The sequence below is a fragment of the Acinetobacter sp. RRD8 genome (assembly GCF_031844225.1).
Lineage (GTDB): Bacteria > Pseudomonadota > Gammaproteobacteria > Pseudomonadales > Moraxellaceae > Acinetobacter.
In genome coordinates, this window is sequence record NZ_JAUZUU010000015.1 from 32,342 (window position 1) to 52,381 (window position 20,040).

Genomic DNA, 20,040 nt, shown 5'->3' on the forward strand with positions numbered 1-20,040 from the left:
GTATCTCGATAATTGTACAAAAATCAGCTAATCTTAAATGCAGAATAAAACAGCATCATAATAAGGATACTTCTATGTCACGTGATTACAATCAATTCCCTGACGATGAAAATGGCAATGTACTGTGGCAAATGCATCAGGATGGCGACGACTTGCAAGAAGCGCACGAAATTGAATTTTCGATTGCCTTTGCGGATGAAGCGCAGGCAGATCGCTGTGCCTTGCATCTATTAAAAGAAGAGCAAAAAATCAGCCTGTTTCAGGACGAAGAAAGCGATACCCTGGAATGGATTATCACGATTTATGTGTATATGGAGCCTGCCTACGAAGATATCGTGGATCTGGAACAATGGTTCAGCAAAATCGCTGCACAATTTCAGGGCGAATATGATGGCTGGGGCTGCATGGCCTATGTCTATGATGATGAGCTGGATGACGAAGAGAGCAGCCTGCGTAGTAGCTGATCATGCTTGTATTTAAAGCATTTAAAATAAGAGACCCGGTGCTGCCGGGTTTTTTTATTGCTCTATTTAATTGCTACACGAAGATTTGAGCTTGAGTATAGATACATACTCATTATATATAGCCAGCTCAAAACTGGATAAAATAACTCAAATGAGTACTTAACTCAGGCTGATGATGCTGAGGATTTAGTTACAACAAATGCAGGGAATATCCCGCAATAAAAAATAATAAGAACAAAGGACAAGAAAAAATGAGTTACACCTTAAAAATGCATCGTGTGTTCAGCGCACCACCGGAGCGGGTGTATCGTGCCTTTGTGCATCCGGATGCACTGGCCAAATGGCTGGCACCACATGGCTTTATTGCCAAAGTAGAACATGCGGAAGTTAAACCCGGCGGCAGCTATAAAACCACCTTTACCAATTTTTCTACCGGGACCCAGCATCATTTTCATGGTGTTTATCATGAGGTCATTCCCAATCAGTTGCTGCGCTATACCGATCAGTTTTCTACCCCCGAATTGCAGGGTGAAATAGAGGTCACGATCATCTTTGAAAAAGTGTCAATCGGTACCGGTTTACACCTTATTCAGGTGGGTTATCCGGATGTGGTGCCGCCAGCGGTATGTCATTTGAGTTGGCAGGAATCACTGCAACTCCTGTCTTTGCTGGTTAATCCGCAGATTTCAGACAATTAATTCCTTGGATCTCCTGTGTTGGTTTCATCCCAATGTCCTCTCCATCAGCGCGCCTGACAAAGATGCTATACTGTGCGCTTATTTGTTTCATTTATTTTATTTTTCTCTTTTTTTCGAGGTTCTTATGGGTCTGCCAAACTGTCCAAAATGTCAATCTGAATATACCTATGCAGATGGCGATCTACTGATCTGTCCAGAATGCGCACACGAGTGGAAAGAAGGTGAAATCACTGAAGAGCAAGTGATCATTAAGGATGCCAATGGCAATGTGCTGGCGGACGGTGATAGCGTAACGGTGATTAAAGACCTGAAAATCAAAGGTTCATCTTCAGTGGTGAAAGTGGGCACCAAAGTCAAAAGTATCCGCTTGCTGCCTGATGCTGCCGATGGGCATGATATCGATTGTAAAATCGAGGGAATCGGCCCGATGAAACTGAAATCAGAATATGTAAAGAAAGCTTAAATTTAGCCCTAGACTAAAATTCTGACGAGAGAATAATACGGTTGATTAATCGTATTATTCTCATTATTGCTGAAATTCTGGGCAGATTATTTTCCTGTTGCCCTGATCCTCACGTTTCGATTTGAGACCACTTTAATGCCACACCTGCATCTGGAATATTCTGACAATCTGCAACATATCGAGATCAAACCCTTATTGGTCGTGATCCATCAGGCACTTTTTAACGCCGGCCATGTCACCGATCCCAATGATTTAAAAAGTCGTGCGATTATGCAGCAGGATTATGTGATTGGACTGAATGCTGTTACAGATCAGGCCTATGTGCATGCTAAAGTTTCACTGTTGAGCGGGCGCAGTGTCGAAGTTCGTCAGGCAATTTCCGAATTGGTGCTCGACGTCATGCAGCAATATATTGCGGCCCAGCCAGACTTAAAAATACAGCTTTGTGTCGAAATCATTGAAATGCCAAAGCAGACCTATAGTAAAGCCATTATCTGAATGATGGCTTTTATCTGTTGATATGGCATGGATCAAATGCCTTAAAACTTTATTAATGCCATACGAAATTTATAAACAGATCGACTTGGTCTGTAACAGCCCGCTATCTTATTCAGATCTAAAATTATTTCTATTTTTAAATGACGCTTTATGTCATTTACAGGCATGCAATAAAAGTTCTAAAGTAACTTTTAATCGCTGCTGATTTTTGAATCATCCAATTTAGAAACAGCATATTCATCCTGATTGAAATAAAAATAATTTAAAAAATAATCTTCAGGTGAGCTGTATCCAATCCGGCAGTGGGAAGAGCAAAGCGAGAATAACGCTTTAGCATAGGCATAATAATAAGAACAAAAAGATCAGAAATCCGGTGAGTTGATTGAATCCCAGATTTCAGGTCTGACTTGTCCGGTTGAAGGAAATTTTATGCAGGTTTTTGGGGATGAAAAATTGGCTCAGGAAGTCATGGCATTTCTTCAGGAGTGGGATAATGCCGTAGCCAGACTTGAAATTCAGGATATTGTTCAATTATGCCGACCCGATATCCGTCTGGTCGATGTCAGTATGGAAGTGAAAGGTGTAGAAGCCTATCAGGCACTCTGGCAGCAATATCGGGCATTTATACCGGAAGGCATACGCATCGAACGCCAAGACCTTAATATTCATGTCACTTCTGATCTGGCTGTAGTCGATGGTTATGTACGGGTGAGTTATGCGGTGATTGAACCGATTCTCCAGCTGGGCTGGTGTCGGGTCAGCATGTGCTTGAGCAAGCAGCAGGGCAAATGGCAATTGCTGCATCAACATACTTCAGTCCCTGTGCAACTCGAAACCCGGAAAATGCGCCGGATCAAAAGCGTGAGTTAATCTATTTACCTGAAAAGATTTAAGTGAAATATCTTTGCAAATGATTACAGGAATACCTTTGTAACAAAAATATAGAAAGTCCTAAATTATGTTGAAGGAATAATATTTTAGGACTTTTCAGGTGGATAACAACAAGAACAGTCAAGTAAAACCACGACAGGCCAACCTGCAACAACAGACTGAAGTATTGATGCCGGATCAGTCCGAGCGGCAGCGCACCCAACATGCACTCAGAATGATGGCAGGCTTTGTAATTGCTGCTGTAGTCATGACGGCATTGTATTTTGGCCGTGATATTTTTATTCCGCTGGCTTTGGCCATTCTGCTGGCATTTTTACTTTCTCCTCTAGTTTCTCGCTTAAAGCGCTGGGGCTGTCCCCAATGGGCGGCGATTGGCCTGGTCATGTGCCTGACCTTGTCATTTCTGGGCGGCACTGCAACTTATCTGGGGGTGCAGCTTGGTAAGCTGAGTCAGGAACTGCCGCAATATCAGGACACCATCCAGCAAAAACTGAAAATGCTCGAAAATTATCGTCAGGGACCGAGTATGTGGGACGGTGCGATCCAGACCTTTGACACGGTAGAAAATTCGATAGACACCCAAGAACAGGAAACAGAAGACCCGAATGTGCAGAATGTCAAAGTCGTGGGCCTGGAACCAACGAGTGAAGAGGCTGCGCTGGACTGGTTGAATAAAATTCTGAATCCACTGGCGATTATCGGGATTGTGTTCCTGTTTATGGTATTGATTTTATTCAATGGCAAAGACTTGCATGACCGTTTTCTGAAACTCTTGGGCGGTAATCTGAATATCGGCACCGATGCGCTGGATGATGCCGGCAAAAGTATCGGAACCTATTTGCGCATGCAGCTGCTGGTCAATGTCACTTATGGTATTCCCATGGCGATTGGGCTGTTATTGATTGGCGTGCCAGCAGCGATCATGTGGGGGCTGGTCGCGGTGGTTATGCGTTTTGTACCCTATGTTGGCCCGATCGTTTCAGCTATTTTCCCGATTACACTGGCTTTCGCCGTTGATCCGGGCTGGGACATGGTGCTCTGGACTGTGGCCTTGATACTGGTGCTGGAACTCATCAGCAATAACGTGATTGAACCGTGGCTCTATGGGGAAAGTACCGGTCTGTCTACTTTGGCAATTATTCTGGCTGCTACGTTCTGGACCACCCTCTGGGGACCGGTAGGGCTGATCTTGTCGACGCCTTTGACTGCCTGCCTGCTGGTTTTGTCCAATTATGTACCGGCACTGGGTTTTGTCAAAACCTTACTTGGCAGTACGCCAGTATTGTCACCCTCCGAACGCTTTTACCAACGACTGGTGGCTGATGAAGTCAATGATGCAATGCAGGTAGCCAATGATTACATCTGTGCGCAATTACCGAAAAAGCCCAGTGCAGAGGAGGTGGCCCGTCGGGTACAAATGTTCTATGGCGAAGTGGCCATTCCAGCCATTCGGATTTATTCTCAAGGACATGATACCGATGTCACTGCCGAACACCGGTTGCGTCTTTATCAGGGCTTGCAGTTCTTTAATCATGCGTTTCAAAAAGCCTATCCGAGTAAGATGAGTGCCGAGCAGCCCGAAGTTTATTGTGTTGGTGCGCGTTGGGAAATTGACACCCAGATTTCTGCCATGTTGGCGCATGCCCTAAATCTCAAAAATATTGCTGCCCGAAATGATCTGGATGTGCTGATTCAATCGAGTGAATCAGGAAAGGGTATTGTACTGCCAGCTTCGATCAAGATTTTATGTGTGTCTATTTTTCATCATGCGCCTGCGGCACAGATTCGGTTGCTGAAATATAGACTGGCGCAGCAATATCCTGAGCTGAAAATCATTTTTGCGACTTGGAGTGTGATGCAGCTGGAGCTTCTGGATGAACTGCAACAACGTTTTGAGCTGCAGGCACTGGTCAATAATGTCGATGATCTGATTCTGACTATCGAAACTTATACCTTGAATGAAGGGGAAAGCTGGTTTGAGAATCTGGAGATCAAGAATGAAAAAGAACGGCAGCAGGCCTTAAATGAGTTGGGATTATTAGATCACTTTCATCAGATCCTTTATAAACAATATATTGAAGAAGCCCGTCAGGCTTTTGATGTCGACTACGCGCAAATTTCCTGGCTGAATCAGCATGAAATGTATATTCCAGTCAGTCCTTTTACCCAGGAGGCAACCCAGCAAATGTGCAAGGATTCAGTCTGCACCCATCTGCTCTATCAGAATGAACCTTTGGTGATAGAAGACTTGCAGCGTGACCCGCGCTTTCCACATCTGTCAGAATTAAGACAGTATCATATCCGTTTCTATGCCGGTGTGCCCTTAAAAGATAAAAATGGAATTGCGCTTGGGAGTCTGTGTCTGCTGGATAAACAACCGAGACAGATGCAGGCCGAAGATATGATTCTGCTTAAGGCTTTGGCACAGGATTTAATGGCGACTTTGAGCAACGAGCGTAAGAAAAAAGATAAACAGAAGCAGATTGAGCAGATGCAGCCAGCCACCTCGGCAAGCATTTTAAATAAGGACTAAATGATGAAACAAAAATGGATCTACAGCATCAAAATCATGAGTATCACATTTGGTCTAGCCAGTATCAGCTCATTAAGTCTAGCGGCCATGCAGGGACTGCATTTTTCACATAAAGACTGGGAAATTGCCTGTGATAATACCGGCACCTGCCGCGCTGCCGGTTATCAATCGGATCAAGATATTGATCAGCCAGTTTCAGTTTTATTGGAGCGTGCGGGGGGTGTAAACAGTGTTATCAAAGCCCAAGTCCAGATTTTACCCTTAGCTGCTGCCACACCCACACGACAGCTTCAGCTACAAATTGCCAGCACACCTTATGGCGTGATTGGTCTCAATCGGGAAGGAATAGGGCAACTCAATAGCAGTCAAACGCGTGCCTTGCTGAAAGCAGTGCAGGGAACGAGTCCAGTGATATTTAAAAATGCGCAATCACGCTGGAACTTATCGACCGCCGGTGCCAGTGCCGTTTTACTGAATATGGATGAATTTCAGCGTCGACTTTCTACGCCCTCAGCCTTGATCAGGCCGGGGAAAAAATCCAATCAGGCGGTGCTCAAAGCTGCAGCGATACCGAAAATTCAGATACCAAAATATCAGTCAGGCAAAGTCACTCAAGCGAAATTGAATACGGCAGCCAGTCAGCAGATGATTCGAAAACTGAAAGCCACCACCAACGAGGATCAATGTGATTTGCTGTTTAGCCAGCGTTTTCTCAATGATGATGTCATGACCATTTATCCCATTAATGCCCAGAATCAGCTGGTTCAGGTGCCGTGCTGGCGCGGGGCTTATAATATGGGTAGTGGCTTCTGGCTGATGGATCAAAATAAGCAACTGAAACAGCTAGTAACCACCTCGGGAGAAACATTTAGCCAAGGCCAGATATTTTCTGGGCATAAAGTACGTGGTTTGGGTGATTGTCTGAGTCAGGACGAATGGGCCTGGAATGGCAAGAAATTTGTCAAAAGCTTCAGTAGTCTGACCGTGCAATGTAAAGGCTTCGCCGGTGGTGCTTGGAATTTACCGACCTACGTAAGCAAAGTCATTTATCAGGCCAAATAGTATTGTTTATAAAATAGCAGCGATAAAAAAAGCCTGACGCATTCAGGCTTTTTAATTTTAAAACATGTGATTTTAAAAACGCTTTGGAATTCTCTGGCCATTTGGAACAGGAATTTCAGCATTTTTTAATACTCCAAATAGCCAGGTTTCAGCATACTGTACTGCAGTTTTTAACTGGTCGCCCATGGCCAGACGTCCGGCTATGAAACTGGCCAATGAACAGCCTGAACCATGATATTCACCTGGTAGACGTGGACAGCGAGTTTCGTTGACCAGTTCACCTGCAATATACAGGCTGTTCTGAATGTAATCTGGCGTATCTTCATGACCGCCTTTGACCAAAACCGCCTGTGCACCCATTTCAAATAATTTTTGAGTAGCCAGTTTGAGGTCCTGCTCACCCGTTAGGGCACGTAGTTCAACCGTATTCGGCGTTAAGATGGTGGCCAATGGAATCAGCTGGGTAAATGCTTTGACCAGCGTTTCCTGATTGCCCAGCGAACCGCCACTATTGGCGACCAAAACCGGATCCAGCACATACAGATAATCTGGATGTGCAGCCAGAAACTCGGCCAGTGCTGCGATATTGTCTGTGGTGCCTAACATGCCAGATTTTACGCAACGAATGGGCAGGTCATTGACCACCGCATTGGCCTGTGCCAACAGCAATTCTCTGGAAGTGGCTTCGAAACCAAAAACCTGCTGTGAATTTTGAATAGTGAGGGCTGTGCAGGCAATTGCCGCATGTGCACCACTTTGACCAATGGCTTCAATATCTGCTTGAAGGCCGGCTCCACCTGAAGGGTCTAAACCGGAAAAGCAAAGTACGGTAGGGCGCAAAATGATGTCCTTCATTCACTAAAATTGCATTAGTATAGGCAAATTTGAATGAACTCTCGATATTAATTTATATCGGTACTAATGAGAGGGGATGGGCGGTGATTAAGAATATTTTAATTGATCTGGATGGGACATTAACCGATCCGAAAGTGGGGATTACGACGTCTGCACGCTATGGTCTGGAAAAGATCGGTCATCCGATTAGTGACGAGATCAATATCGACTGGATTATTGGTCCGCCCTTAAAAGCCTCGCTTGCCAAAATTTTAAATGTTGAGGCCGATCATGTTCTGGCTGAACAGGCCTTGATGGGTTATCGGGAGCGCTTTGCAGTCAAGGGTCTCTATGAAAATCATGTTTTTGAGGGTGTAGCAGAAACGCTGGCAGAACTGAAACGCCGTGGTTATCGCTTGTTTGTTGCTACAGCAAAACCGACAGTGTATGCCAAACAGATTCTGGAACATTTTGATCTGGCCCAGTATTTTACCGACATTTATGGTAGTGAGCTGAATGGCGAGCGAACCAATAAAGCTGAGCTGATTCAGTATATTTTAGAGCAGCAAAAATTACAGGCCGATCAATGCCTGATGGTGGGTGACCGTGAGCATGACATTTTTGGTGCCCGTCAAAATGGTATTGATACTATTGCGGTAAATTATGGTTATGGTAGTCAGGAAGAGTTAGCACTGGCACAGCCTAAATATCAAATAGACCGCTTTAATCAGTTGCTAGATTATTTTAAATAAACCCTAATTTTTGCTTATTTTATTTGAGCTGATTTTTAGAGATATTTTGTCTATAAGCTGCTACATCTATACAGATCAACTCTCTTATTAGATTGTTATCTCAATAAAAATCCCGCAGCGTGCGGGATTTTTGCTCTTGGATGAACATTTAAAGCGTCAAAAACCAGGTCGATGCCAGCACCACCATAATGATGATCACCAGTAAAATGTTGATGATCGTCATTCGATGTTGGGGGGGAACTCTGGCTTTGGTCAGAGCATTTCCTGCATGGTCAAACAGGATGACATTTTGCACGCTACTTTCATAACCGAGTTCGAGTAACGCGCGCTTTTCAACTTCGGTTAAACCGTCTTCAGGCAGATCCATGATTTGCAGGAATGCTATAGAGCTAAATAGTTTCTTCATCATTGAGGAGGGTAACAGCTGTTTCAGCGTCACCGCCGCTGCATCAAAGTCGGCAATAATACTCCGCGGATGGACATAAGACACATCGGGTAGCAGAGTATGCGTAATCGTGCCATCTATATTCATCAGCTGCATTTTATCTTTATAGATTTGCACCCATACAGCATCTGGAAATTTCACTAATTGATCTTGCAGCATGGAGAAAGTCTGATTTTGCTGATATTTAGTCATTAAATAATCGATAAACAAATCCCGCATCAAGACGGGATTTGTAAGGTTCGGTTATTTGGCAGGAGCACCATATTCATTGTTTTGTTGCTTGGTTTCAGTTGCCCACCACCAGATCAGTACCAGTATACCAATCACGGTAAGCGTCAGTAATTGCCACCAACCAGAGCGCCCTACATCATGCAAGCGACGCGCGCCAACGGCCAGACTTGGGACTAGAAGTGCCAGATTGAGCAGGCTATTCACCAGCGGTTTAGTGCCTAAAACTGTATCAATTACCTCAGCAATAATGCCTAAAATTACACAAAACAGCATAAAGAACCAAAATTCTTTACGGCGTGCGCGGCCGGAAAAGTTTGCATAGTTGGTCAGACATTTTACAAACCAGTCAATGCTGCTGTAATTTTCCTCGGCTTGATCCAGATTTGAATATTTGCCGAGCTGACTGGAAATTTTTTCTCCCAGATAAATAGAACTGCCTAAAGCTAAATAAACCTCAGATGCTTCCCCCGCGGTATTGACGATAAAATCGACCCGATCACCGCGTGAAGGTGGACGCTCACTACGCCAGTCTGCGCCATTAAAGCTATAGCGCTGATTATCATCCCCCGAGATAAAACCGGTATTGTGTTGAATAGAAAAATCAAGGATTGAACCTTTCATGCTTGTTCTCGTCTATTAAGCTAGATTATTTTTTTAAAGCGACGCAATTTCTTATCAGAATAACTTTAGCATAATCTAATTTTTAAAAATTCATAGGGGAATGGCGGAAATTTTCTTATGTTTTTAAAAGCCTTATCGCAATAGTGATTCAGTATTCAATCAACAAAAAATATGGCGTTGCATGCTTTGAAATGAAGAATATTAAACATTAATGGCGCTGACTTATCGCTGAACTTATTATAAGAAATTAAAGCTAAATCTATCTGATGAATATCAAATTTTTCTTTGGAACTATAGTTTGATGTTGTTAAATTTAATATGATGATAAACAGATACTTATAAATTTTAAATTTACAAAAAGCATATAATAATACTAATAAATATAACATTTTATTCATACTTTTTATCTATTAGTAACGATTTTTTAAAATCAACAGGCGTATAATAAAAAGCTTCATATTGTGATGAAGGTATCACATTCAATGTATCTCTCCCCATTATCGAAGGCCGTTTACCTTTGCTGTGCCTCTTTCATCTTAACCACGACCACTGTGCATGCTGAAGCTGCTTTCAGTTCGGAAAGCCCGTGGATGCTCGGTGACTGGAACGGGCAACGTACAGCACTCCAAAATCAGGGCTATGATTTCAGTTTTGGTTATACGGGTGAAATGGCAAGCCTGATTGATGCGCAAAGATCTTCAAGCCATAGAACTGAATATGCGGACCAGTTTGTTTTTGGGGCACATCTGGATCTGGCAAAGATTGCAGGCTGGCAAGATACCGAAGCGCAAATTACTGTCACCCAGCGTAATGGTCAGTCACTGTCTCAAAGCACTGCTGCTTTAAACGACCATCTGAGTTCAGTGCAAGAGGTCTGGGGCCGTGGTCAAACCTGGCGTCTGACTGATTTATGGATCAAGAAAAAATTCCTGGAACAAAAACTGGATGTGAAAGTCGGACGCTTTGGTGAGGGTGAAGACTTCAATAGTTTTGACTGTGATTTCCAGAATCTGGCCCTATGCGGTTCACAAGTCGGGAACTGGGTTGGCGATCAGTGGTACAACTGGCCGGTAAGCCAATGGGCAGCCCGGGTCAAATACAACATTAACCCTGAATTTTATGCCCAGATCGGTGCTTATGAATACAACCCTGAGAATCTGGAACGTGGCAAAGGATTTAACCTGAGCACGGACGGCTCCAAAGGGGCAATGCTTCCTGCAGAAGTGGTCTGGACGCCTAAACTGGGCACACAAAAATTGCCAGGTGAATACCGCGCCGGTTATTACTACAGCACGGCGGAAGCTGAAGTCATTTCCAATCCAGATCAAACCGATCATCACCATGGTGGCTGGATCGTTGCCAAGCAACAATTAACTGCACATGACGGAGATGCTTCGCGTGGTTTGACCGGCTTTATAAATGCGACAGTGCATGACTCCAAAACCAATAATGTCAGTGATATGCAAAATATCGGGCTGGTTTATAAGGGTGCAATCGATTCACGCCCTCAAGATGAAATCGCATTTGGTATTGCACGTATCAACATGAATGACGATGTCAGTGCTGACCGTTATCAAGAAATCGATGCAGAAATTTATTATGGCTTACATGCCACCAACTGGCTCACTATTCGCCCGAATGTGCAATATGTGCGTCACGTCGGTGCGGACAAAGACGGTGAAAATGTATGGGTGGGCGGAATCAAGTTTAATACGTCATTTTAAAATATAGTTTTTAGTTGCAAATACACTATTGAATCTCTAGGTGCTTTGTTGCAGTAATGGGCAATGCCTGCTTAAGACATTGATGTATTTATAACTCAGAATTTAACAATAAGGGTGCTCATGCGTGTCATGTGCATGGACTTTCAAAAAAACTTTTATAGGTGTTCAATATGAATACTTCATCATCAGGTTCAGTACTGAAAACAATTTTAGCGGTCATTGCCGCTGTTTTCGGTATAGGACTGCTGATTGGAGGGATTTATCTTGCAGTGCTGGGTGGGTCTTGGTACTACATCATTGCAGGTATTCTCTTTATTGCGACCGCAGTTCTCTTGTATAAACGAAAAAGTGCTGCACTCCTTGTTTATGCCATATTCGTTTTGGCGACAGTGGTGTGGGGGCTGTGGGAAGTCGGTTCAGATTTCTTTGCACTTGCGCCGCGTTTAGATATTTTAGGGCTGTTTGGTCTGGCCCTGCTGATTCCGGCTACCACACGTGGCTTTGATCATGCTAAAACCGCGAAAATTGCCTTGGGTGCTTCATTAGCCATTACCATCGCTGTCATGATTTATGCTGTATTTAATGACCCGCAAGAAATTCGCGGTGAATTAAAATCCCAGCAGCCTGCAACTCACCAGCCAATTCCCGGTGTGGCAGATGAAGACTGGCCTGCTTATGGTCGTACCCAGTCCGGTTTACGGTATTCACCGTTAAAGCAGATTAATACTGAAAATGTCAAAGATTTGCAGGTGGCTTGGGAATATCACACGGGCGAATTCAAGACTGAAAATGACTCGGGTGAAACCACCAATCAGGTTACCCCAATCAAGGTGGGTGACAACATGTACATCTGTACCACTCACCAGAAATTGACTGCGCTTGATCCGGCAACAGGTAAGGCGAAATGGACCTATGATCCAAAGCTGAAAGCTGATCATACCTATCAGCATTTAACCTGTCGTGGCGTGTCTTATTATGATGTCAACAATACGGCTGGTTTTGAAAGCAGTCTCGCTGCGAAAAAAAGCAGCTCTGCTGAATGTCCACAAAAAGTCATTTTACCGGTCAATGATGGGCGTTTAGTGGCGGTCAATGCGACCACCGGTAAAGTCTGTTCTGATTTTGGTAAAAATGGCGAAGTCGATCTGCAAAAAGATATGCCATTCCCATATCCGGGCGGTTATATTCCAACCTCACCGCCTGTAGTAACCGGCACCACCATTATTATTGCGGGTTCAACTACCGACAACTATTCAACTGAAGAACCATCGGGTGTGATCCGTGGTTATGATGTCAATACCGGTGAACTGCTTTGGGTATTTGACACAGGCGCTGAAGATCCGAATTTGATTCCTGCACCGGGTCAAAAATTTGTACATAATTCACCTAATGCATGGGCACCTTTGGCCTATGATGCAGAGCTGGATATCGTCTACGTACCAACGGGTGTCGGTACACCGGATATTTATGGTGGTCACCGGACTGAGCTGGACGAGCGTTATGCCAACTCGATGCTGGCCTTGAATGCGACGACCGGCAAACTGGTATGGAACTTCCAGACTACCCATCACGATTTGTGGGATATGGACGTACCTTCACAGCCGACATTGACCGAGATCAAAGATAAAAACGGGAATATGATTCCGGCTATTTATGTCTTGACCAAAACCGGGAATGCTTTTGTGCTGGATCGTCGTAATGGTAAAGCCATTGTACCGATTACCGAGAAACCGGTACCGCAATCTGTGAAGCGTGGACCTCAAACCAAAGGCGAGTTCTATTCTAAAACTCAACCGTTCTCTGATTTTAATCTGGCGCCACAAGAGAAATTGACCGATAAACAGATGTGGGGTGCGACCATGTTCGACCAGTTGGTCTGCCGTGTTGCGTTCCACAAATTGAATTACGATGGCATTTATACCCCACCTTCTGAAAATGGGACGCTGGTCTTCCCGGGTAACCTGGGTGTGTTTGAATGGGGCGGTATGTCGGTGAATCCGGACCGTCAAATTGCACTGACCAACCCGATTGGCCTGCCATTTGTATCAAAACTGATTCCTCAAGATCCGAACCGTCCTAAGACGGCTAAAGGTGCAGGCACAGAAGCCGGCGTTCAACCGATGTATGGCGTGCCTTATGGCGTTGAAATCAGTGCGTTCCTGTCTCCGTTTGGGCTGCCGTGTAAACAGCCATCATGGGGCTTTGTTGCAGGTGTGGACTTAAATACTCATGAAGTGGCCTGGAAACGCCGTATCGGTACCATTCGTGACAGTATGCCAGGCATTCCATTGCCGCCATTCAAAATGGGTGTGCCGATGCTGGGTGGACCTATTTCAACTGCGGGCAACGTGATGTTTGTGGGTGGAACTCAAGATAACTACATCCGTGCCATTAACGTGAACAACGGTGATGAACTATGGAAAGGTCGTCTACCTGCAGGTGGTCAGGCTACACCAATGACCTATGAAGCCAATGGCAAGCAGTATGTGGTCATTATGGCAGGTGGTCATGGTTCCTTTGGCACCAAAATGGGCGACTCTCTGGTGGCTTATGCCTTGCCAGACAATAAATAGTTGAACCTCTAATTAAGTATGAAGAAGCCTGATTCGTCAGGCTTTTTTATTATGTATTGTTGAATGCCTACATCGAGTTTTAAGGACACAGAGAAATGATGTTGATTTGTTGCTGAAAGATCAATTTCATTCAGATCACATTAAAATAATATTCTTTGTATATGGCTGATTTTCAGTGCTATTCAGATAAAGGATTAATCAAGTCTGAATTTACCGAACACAGAATTTTAAGCTCAAAGTTTTTCTATCCATTGAGCGAACTATATGTCATCGAATCAGTACATTTATTTGGTATCGATGTTTAAAACAAAATGAATTGAATCATGAGATGTACGCCATCTCGATAAGGTATTTGCCGCATTAAACCACTTTCAAATAAGGCCTGTCATTTATGTATCAAAGCCCGAAACTTCCATTTGTGAGATCGACCTTGTCCTGCCTGATTGCTTGCGCAGGTCAGAATATTTATGCAGAAAATGACACACAAGAAGTCCAAAGGTTAGACACGATTGTCATTCAAGCGACCCGTACCGATCGGGAGCGATTGACCACACCGGCGTCAGTGTATTATCTGAATCAAGAACAAGATAACAGCATGAATGTGAACCTTTCGGAAACATTAAAAGGTGTTCCAGGATTACAGTTAAATAATCGTGAAAACTATGCCCAGGACCTGCAAATTTCGATGCGAGGCTTTGGCGCACGCTCCAGTTTCGGTGTGCGTGGTGTGCGTTTATATGTGGATGGAATCCCTGCAACGATGCCGGATGGGCAGGGACAAACCTCGAATATTGATTTGAACAGTCTGGACCATATTGAGGTTTTAGGTGGTGGATTTTCCTCGCTGTATGGCAACTCTTCCGGGGGGACGATTTTAACCACCACGCGAGAGGGGCAAGGCGCTGACTCAATTGAACTGGGGCATTCTGCAGGGAGCCAGAATAAAGGGCAGACCAAGCTGGTTTTGCAAGGCGGTTCAGAGAATGCTTCAGAGCCAAGCTATGTCATTAGCTCGTCTTATTTTGATACCAATGGTTACCGTGACAACAGCAGTGCACATAAAGTTCTGAATAATGCCAAGCTGACTTGGGATCTGGAAGATGGTAGTAAAATTAACTGGGTCAATAACTACGTCAAAATTGAAGCAGATGATCCAGGTGGTTTAACTCGTCCACAATGGGAAGTCAATCCGAAGCAAGTGGTTGGTAATGTCACCAAATACAATGCTCGTAAAGAAATTGAGCAGGTGCAAACTGGCTTAACATGGAATAAGCCGATCAATGATCAGCATGAACTGTATGGCATGGCCTACTGGGGACAGCGCGCAGTCACGCAATATCAGTCGATCCCAAAGTGTGCATATGAAGAAAATACTGATATTTGTAAACCTAATACAGTTCAACTAGCCCGAAATCATCCCGGTGGTGTCATTGATTTTGACCGTAATTTTTATGGGACAGATTTACGCTGGACGGGTAAAGATATTCTACCAAATACTAAACTGATTGCAGGTGTCGCCGTAGATGCCATGACCGAAGACCGTAAAGGCTATCAAAACTTTTTAGATGATCGCTTGGGAGTCAAAGGCGAACTGCGTCGAGATGAAGATAATACCCTGTGGAATTTAGATCCGTATTTGCAAGCTTCTTATCATTTTGCTCCCGATTGGACTTTAGATGCCGGCCTGCGCTATAGCAATGTACATTTCAAGTCTAAAGACAAGTTTCTGGCGAATGGCAATAATTCGGGTAAAACCGATTATCAGAAATTACTACCTTCACTGGCTCTAAGTTGGCAAATTCTACCTGAACTGATGGCCTATACCAGCTATGCCCAAGGCTTTGAAACTCCAACTTTTACCGAAATGGCTTATCCAGCGGATGGTAGTAGCCGCACATTTAATCTAAAAGCAGCAGAAAGTGAAACCTATGAGATGGGGTTGAAGTCTGCAAATACATTAGGTGATTTTACTGTTGCAGTTTTTCAGACCCAAACTAAAAATGACATTGTCTCGGCAGGAAGTGAGGGAGGACGTGCGACTTTCCGAAACGCAGATAAAACTTTAAGAGAAGGTATTGAACTCTCCTGGAACAAAAACCTTTGGCGTGACCTCACTGCACAGGCCAGCTATAGCTATATAGATGCTACTTTTGATGCTGACATTCCCGCAATCGGTACGGTTGCTGCTATTGCAGCCGGAAACTATATTCCGGGGATTGCCAAAAATCAGGCATTTTTAAGTCTGGGCTGGAAGCCTGAAAGTGGCTTACATGCAGGACTCGATGTGCGTTACTCCGATAAGATTTATGTGAATGACTTGAATTCGGATGCTGCACCAAGCTACACAGTCGCTGGTGCCAATGTAGGTTATCACTGGAAAATGCAAGATTGGGCGGTGAATACTTTTGCGCGTGTCGATAACCTGTTTGATAAAGATTATTCTGGTTCGGTGATTGTCAATGAAAGTAATAGCCGTTTCTTTGAGCCGGCAGAAGGGCGGAACTGGAGCGCTGGTCTGAGTGTGACAAAAGAATTTTAATTGAAATGATTTAGGGCTGTTAAATTTTCAAAATAAAAAATCCCGTTTCCTGAGCGGGATTTTTAATATTTAAGTTTTGAAAAGTTGATCAGAGGATTTGAGATAAAACTAGATCTTTTGCTGATTTACCCGTTTCGATAATTCCTCGGCACTTTCGACTCGTTCAGAATATCGATTGTTGAGATCAGCAGACTGAACTTGGTGTAAGATTGTGTCGACCATCAGAAGTTGTTTTAGATATTATTTCGGCTCCGCAGCGCGCAGCTTTTAGCAAGGAAAATGGGGAAATGATTATTGATGAAGCAGGGAATCGGTTGAAATAAATTTCAGAATTTAAGCAGATCAATCAGATCATAAAAAAGCCACCGCAGGGGTGGCTTTTTATTTAAAGTTAAAATGACAGATATCGTGTCATTTTTGTGGATTCAATCATAAAGTGAAATTTTTTAACTTCTATCTTTGTTTAATAATTAGCGACTTAGAGCAGAAAGCATAATTTTAAAATATATTTATTTAAGTAAAATCTAAAGAATAAATTGAAATAAAATACAATTTATAAACCATAAAATGAAATTTTTATAAATTCAATAAATGAAACACTACATTGATTGATCATGATCAAAAAAAATCTTATTAAATCAATTAATTAATAATTAATAAGGGGTTTTGGGGTGAGTTGATGTTGAGTTAGAAACGTTATACTGGGTGGGGTGATTTAATCAAAAATGCTACATAGCAATTAGATATGTTTTGCTATTTGAGTTACTACAGATAAGATTAACGTGCATGTTTACGAGGCCTAATTTAAATACAAATAAACTGTCTCTGATAAACCTAGCCCAGTTCAAAATTCTGTTTCAATAATATTGCTAGATACGGAAGAACTTATTATGCTGATCTAGGCACAATATAGTATTTTGGTTTATATAATCATTTCCAAGAAATTTAATTTTGTCTTTAAGTACAGCGACTACATATTGCCCATTAATTTCATTTGCTAGACTAAATAAAGTTTCTATTTGGTTGGCATGAATATCCTCAATACTATCGTGTAGAACAAATTGAGGGAACAAAAGGCCAACTTCATTTATAAATGAAATATATGCTAAATCAAATGCAGCAACTTGCCCCTTTTTCTTACCACCACCAACGTTTCCGCTGATATTGGCTATTTTAAATTTGTAATACTCATCGCTATCTTTCTTTTCATATGAAAATATATATTCCTCTTCATAGAGCTTTTTAGAATACTTAGAAAAAAAAGTATTGAATACAGTAACTTTCTCATTAAAGTCAGCAATGTATCTTTCAATTTTTCCGTTGATTTCTTCTAAATTTGTAGAAATTTTTTGTAATTGCTCAGTCGTTTCATTAATTTTTTGTAGAGAAGCTTCTAATCCACCTTTTTGTTCAAGAAGTCTGTTCAATTCCAGGCGCATAACCTCTAAATCATTCAATGTTCCACTGTTACTGAGGGCTTGCAATAAACTACTTTCTTCAAATAATGCTTTATCTAGATCTTTTTGGAGTTCATTTCTATCTTGTTTCAATTTTGAAAGATATTTTTCGATGAAATTTACTTTATTTTCAACCATTTTTGAGTGAAAATTTAGTACATCATCAAATTTCTTCTGCAAATTTGGTAAATAGATAGCTGCATCATCATAGAAATTTTGAACATAATCAGAATCAATTTCATTAGATGATTCAGTGAGTTCTTCGATCGTTTGTTGGTTGAGATCTATACGTAGATCTACTTCTGATATACTCGTTGAGAGTTTAGATATTTTAGATTTGATTTGTCTAATATTTTCAAGCTCATGATGATAAGCATCACTTAGGCGAAATTCATTGATCTTTATTTCTTCGGATACAATATTTCCATTAACAACATTCAGCATTTGCTCAATTACATTTTTTGAATGAGGTTTTTCATAAACAGATAATCTTTTTTCATAGTCTTTTTGTTCCCTAGATAAGCTGCTTTTGTTAGAAAAAAGAGTAGGTTCTGGAAATCCAAATAAAAACAAAAAAATCGGTTCATATTCACGAGGAGAGGTAGATTTGTGCAAATACATAATTGTATTTGACATTTTTGAGGCATCACTACGTATAAATTTGGGAACTAATTGTCTTAATGATGGTTTTGACGCTTTGTTTTTAAAAATTAACTCAGATAACTTTTCTCTATACTTTGTGATTGAGCTAATTTCTTCATCATTTATTTTATAATATTTCTCACCCTCTATAATAAGATTTCTTTCAAGAATTATATTAGTATTATTTCTCAGAGTTAGCTCAAGCTGTGCTGAAACTTGATTATTTTGGACGAAGTTGTAGACCTCTGTATTATATTCAGTTTTGAACTCTGGATCAGTATGGTAATCCTCCCATAAATAACCGAAGTTAAAAGTAGAGGTTAAGCAGCCATTAGAGGTGGCTTTCCTTTGTTAGCTTGATGTGGTCTTTCATGGTTGTAATGCCACAACCAGTTTGTTGCATAATCTTGTACTTCATCCAAAGTATCAAATAAATGCTTGCTTAGCCAACTATAACGTATGGTCCGATTATAGCGTTCAATATACGCATTCTGCTGTGGCTTACCCGGTTGAATATATTCAATACGAATACCGTGCTCAGTAGCCCAGCGCACAAATTCGTGACTGATAAATTCGGGACCATTATCGCATCGGATCACTAACGGTTTTTCTCTCCACTCCAGCAATTGATTCAACGTACGAATAACCCTGATTGTGTGCAATGAGAACCCTGCTTCAATGGCTAGGCCTTCGCGGCGGTAATCATCAATCACATTCAATAATCGAAACTTGCGACCATCGGAAAGCTGATCATGCATAAAATCTAATGACCAAACCTGATTTTCTCGGATTGGTTCTTTCAATGGTTCAGGCGCATGCCGTTTTAGTCTTCTTCTCGGTTTAATACGCAGATTCAGTGCCAACTCACAGTAAATGCGGTAAACCCGCTTGTGATTCCAGCAGCAACTCTCAACATGCCGTAAATACGAGAAGCACAAACCAAAGCCCCAATCGGAATTTTCCTCAGTGAGTTCAATGAGCTGTTCAGCAATGAGTGCATTGTCATCGCTGAGTTTGGCTTGATAGCGGTAGCAGGTTTCACTAATGCCAAATGCTTTACAAGCCAAACGAATACTAATGGCATGCTGGGCAACTGCCTGTTGTGCCATCTTACGCCGGCAAGATGGCTTTACCACTTTTTTGCCATCGCTTCCTGGATGATTTCGGCCTTTAATCGCTCTTCCGCATACATCTTTTTAAGTCTGGTATTTTCGGCTTCTAGCTCTTTCAGTCGAGCCATTAATGATGTATCCATACCACCATATTTGGCACGCCATTTATAAAAGGTAGCATTACTCATGCCGTGTTCACGGCAAAGGGTCGCTACAGGTGTGCCAGATTCTGCCTGTTTCAAGATGGACATGATCTGACTGTCAGTAAATTTAGATGTTTTCATGCAGAATCTCCTGCTCGTATCTTAAGAGAAAATTCTACTTTTAGATCCTATTATTTTTAGGGGGGATTACCATTGAATTACCTCTATAATTTCTCTCTTTTGTTTGGAATAAGACTCAATTCTTCTTAAGTTTCCGATGCATTCTTTATAAAAATCATTAGGGTGTGTTGACACTTTTAGCTTAAAAAAATAGCGAAGTAGTAAAATCAAATCGCCG

The 20,040-nt window shown here is 42.3% G+C and carries 16 protein-coding genes and 2 pseudogenes; 12 read left to right on the top strand and 6 right to left on the bottom strand.

Annotated elements, in window-relative coordinates:
- Window positions 1-74: 74 nt before the first annotated feature.
- From Q9R24_RS12160 to Q9R24_RS12190, 7 genes are all read left to right on the top strand, one after another.
- Window positions 75-464, top strand: a complete 390-nt coding sequence (locus Q9R24_RS12160) for a ribonuclease E inhibitor RraB (RefSeq protein WP_004281735.1) — start codon at window positions 75-77, stop codon at window positions 462-464.
- Window positions 465-715: 251 nt separating this feature from the next.
- The gene (locus tag Q9R24_RS12165) at window positions 716-1,162 is read left to right on the top strand and encodes an SRPBCC domain-containing protein (protein ID WP_311204606.1); all 447 of its coding nucleotides are present in this window, start codon (window positions 716-718) and stop codon (window positions 1,160-1,162) included.
- A 124-nt stretch (window positions 1,163-1,286) separates the two neighbouring features.
- A complete protein-coding gene (locus tag Q9R24_RS12170; RefSeq protein ID WP_064097130.1) occupies window positions 1,287-1,625 on the top strand; it encodes a zinc ribbon domain-containing protein YjdM in 339 nt (112 codons plus the stop codon).
- A gap of 135 nt (window positions 1,626-1,760) precedes the next feature.
- The gene (locus tag Q9R24_RS12175; protein ID WP_311204607.1) at window positions 1,761-2,123 is read left to right on the top strand and encodes a 5-carboxymethyl-2-hydroxymuconate Delta-isomerase; all 363 of its coding nucleotides are present in this window, start codon (window positions 1,761-1,763) and stop codon (window positions 2,121-2,123) included.
- Between the two features lie 429 nt (window positions 2,124-2,552).
- Window positions 2,553-2,993 carry a nuclear transport factor 2 family protein gene (locus Q9R24_RS12180; RefSeq protein ID WP_311204608.1) on the top strand — a complete coding sequence of 147 codons (441 nt, stop codon included), beginning with the start codon at window positions 2,553-2,555 and terminating at the stop codon, window positions 2,991-2,993.
- 121 nt (window positions 2,994-3,114) lie between these two features.
- Window positions 3,115-5,547, top strand: coding sequence for an AI-2E family transporter (locus Q9R24_RS12185; protein ID WP_311204609.1), 2,433 nt, complete (start codon window positions 3,115-3,117; stop codon window positions 5,545-5,547).
- 3 nt (window positions 5,548-5,550) lie between these two features.
- A complete protein-coding gene (locus Q9R24_RS12190; RefSeq protein ID WP_311204610.1) occupies window positions 5,551-6,609 on the top strand; it encodes a DUF1176 domain-containing protein in 1,059 nt (352 codons plus the stop codon).
- A 72-nt stretch (window positions 6,610-6,681) separates the two neighbouring features.
- On the opposite strand, the gene Q9R24_RS12195 is transcribed toward Q9R24_RS12190, so the two are convergent.
- Window positions 6,682-7,449, bottom strand: coding sequence for a hydroxymethylpyrimidine/phosphomethylpyrimidine kinase (locus Q9R24_RS12195; protein ID WP_253159424.1), 768 nt, complete (start codon window positions 7,447-7,449; stop codon window positions 6,682-6,684).
- Window positions 7,450-7,547: 98 nt separating this feature from the next.
- Between Q9R24_RS12195 and Q9R24_RS12200 the strand changes: the two genes are divergently transcribed.
- On the top strand, window positions 7,548-8,195 hold the full coding sequence (locus Q9R24_RS12200) for an HAD family hydrolase (RefSeq protein ID WP_004645903.1): 648 nt from the start codon (window positions 7,548-7,550) through the stop codon (window positions 8,193-8,195).
- A 148-nt stretch (window positions 8,196-8,343) separates the two neighbouring features.
- Here Q9R24_RS12200 and Q9R24_RS12205 read toward each other — a convergent pair whose 3' ends face one another.
- A complete protein-coding gene (locus Q9R24_RS12205; protein ID WP_311204611.1) occupies window positions 8,344-8,859 on the bottom strand; it encodes a hypothetical protein in 516 nt (171 codons plus the stop codon).
- A 24-nt stretch (window positions 8,860-8,883) separates the two neighbouring features.
- Window positions 8,884-9,492, bottom strand: coding sequence for a DUF805 domain-containing protein (locus Q9R24_RS12210; protein WP_005247920.1), 609 nt, complete (start codon window positions 9,490-9,492; stop codon window positions 8,884-8,886).
- A 482-nt stretch (window positions 9,493-9,974) separates the two neighbouring features.
- Between Q9R24_RS12210 and Q9R24_RS12215 the strand changes: the two genes are divergently transcribed.
- From Q9R24_RS12215 to Q9R24_RS12225, 3 genes are all read left to right on the top strand, one after another.
- A complete protein-coding gene (locus tag Q9R24_RS12215; RefSeq protein ID WP_311204612.1) occupies window positions 9,975-11,216 on the top strand; it encodes a carbohydrate porin in 1,242 nt (413 codons plus the stop codon).
- A gap of 170 nt (window positions 11,217-11,386) precedes the next feature.
- Entirely contained in the window at window positions 11,387-13,789 is a 2,403-nt protein-coding gene (locus Q9R24_RS12220) for a glucose/quinate/shikimate family membrane-bound PQQ-dependent dehydrogenase (protein WP_311204613.1), read from the top strand.
- A 391-nt stretch (window positions 13,790-14,180) separates the two neighbouring features.
- A complete protein-coding gene (locus tag Q9R24_RS12225) occupies window positions 14,181-16,328 on the top strand; it encodes a TonB-dependent receptor (RefSeq protein ID WP_311204614.1) in 2,148 nt (715 codons plus the stop codon).
- A 108-nt stretch (window positions 16,329-16,436) separates the two neighbouring features.
- Here Q9R24_RS12225 and Q9R24_RS12230 read toward each other — a convergent pair.
- A pseudogene (locus Q9R24_RS12230) lies at window positions 16,437-16,541 on the bottom strand (arsenical resistance protein ArsH); the annotation flags it as partial.
- On the opposite strand from Q9R24_RS12230, the pseudogene Q9R24_RS12235 reads away from it, so the two are divergent.
- Window positions 16,520-16,651, top strand: a pseudogene (locus tag Q9R24_RS12235) (arsenate reductase (glutaredoxin)); the annotation flags it as partial. The pseudogenes Q9R24_RS12230 and Q9R24_RS12235 sit on opposite strands and share 22 nt — an antisense overlap.
- 546 nt (window positions 16,652-17,197) lie before the next feature.
- On the opposite strand, the gene Q9R24_RS12240 reads toward Q9R24_RS12235, so the two are convergent.
- Together Q9R24_RS12240 and Q9R24_RS12245 are read right to left on the bottom strand one after the other, a co-directional pair.
- Window positions 17,198-18,421: a DUF2326 domain-containing protein gene (locus Q9R24_RS12240; protein WP_311204615.1), complete on the bottom strand. Its 1,224-nt coding sequence runs from the start codon at window positions 18,419-18,421 to the stop codon at window positions 17,198-17,200.
- A 326-nt stretch (window positions 18,422-18,747) separates the two neighbouring features.
- Window positions 18,748-19,823 (bottom strand): IS3 family transposase gene (locus tag Q9R24_RS12245; protein ID WP_311215549.1). Its coding sequence is split into 2 segments (ribosomal slippage): window positions 18,748-19,571 and window positions 19,571-19,823, totalling 1,077 coding nucleotides; the frame shifts between segments, so codons are not numbered across the junction.
- Between the last annotated feature and the right edge of the window lie 217 nt (window positions 19,824-20,040).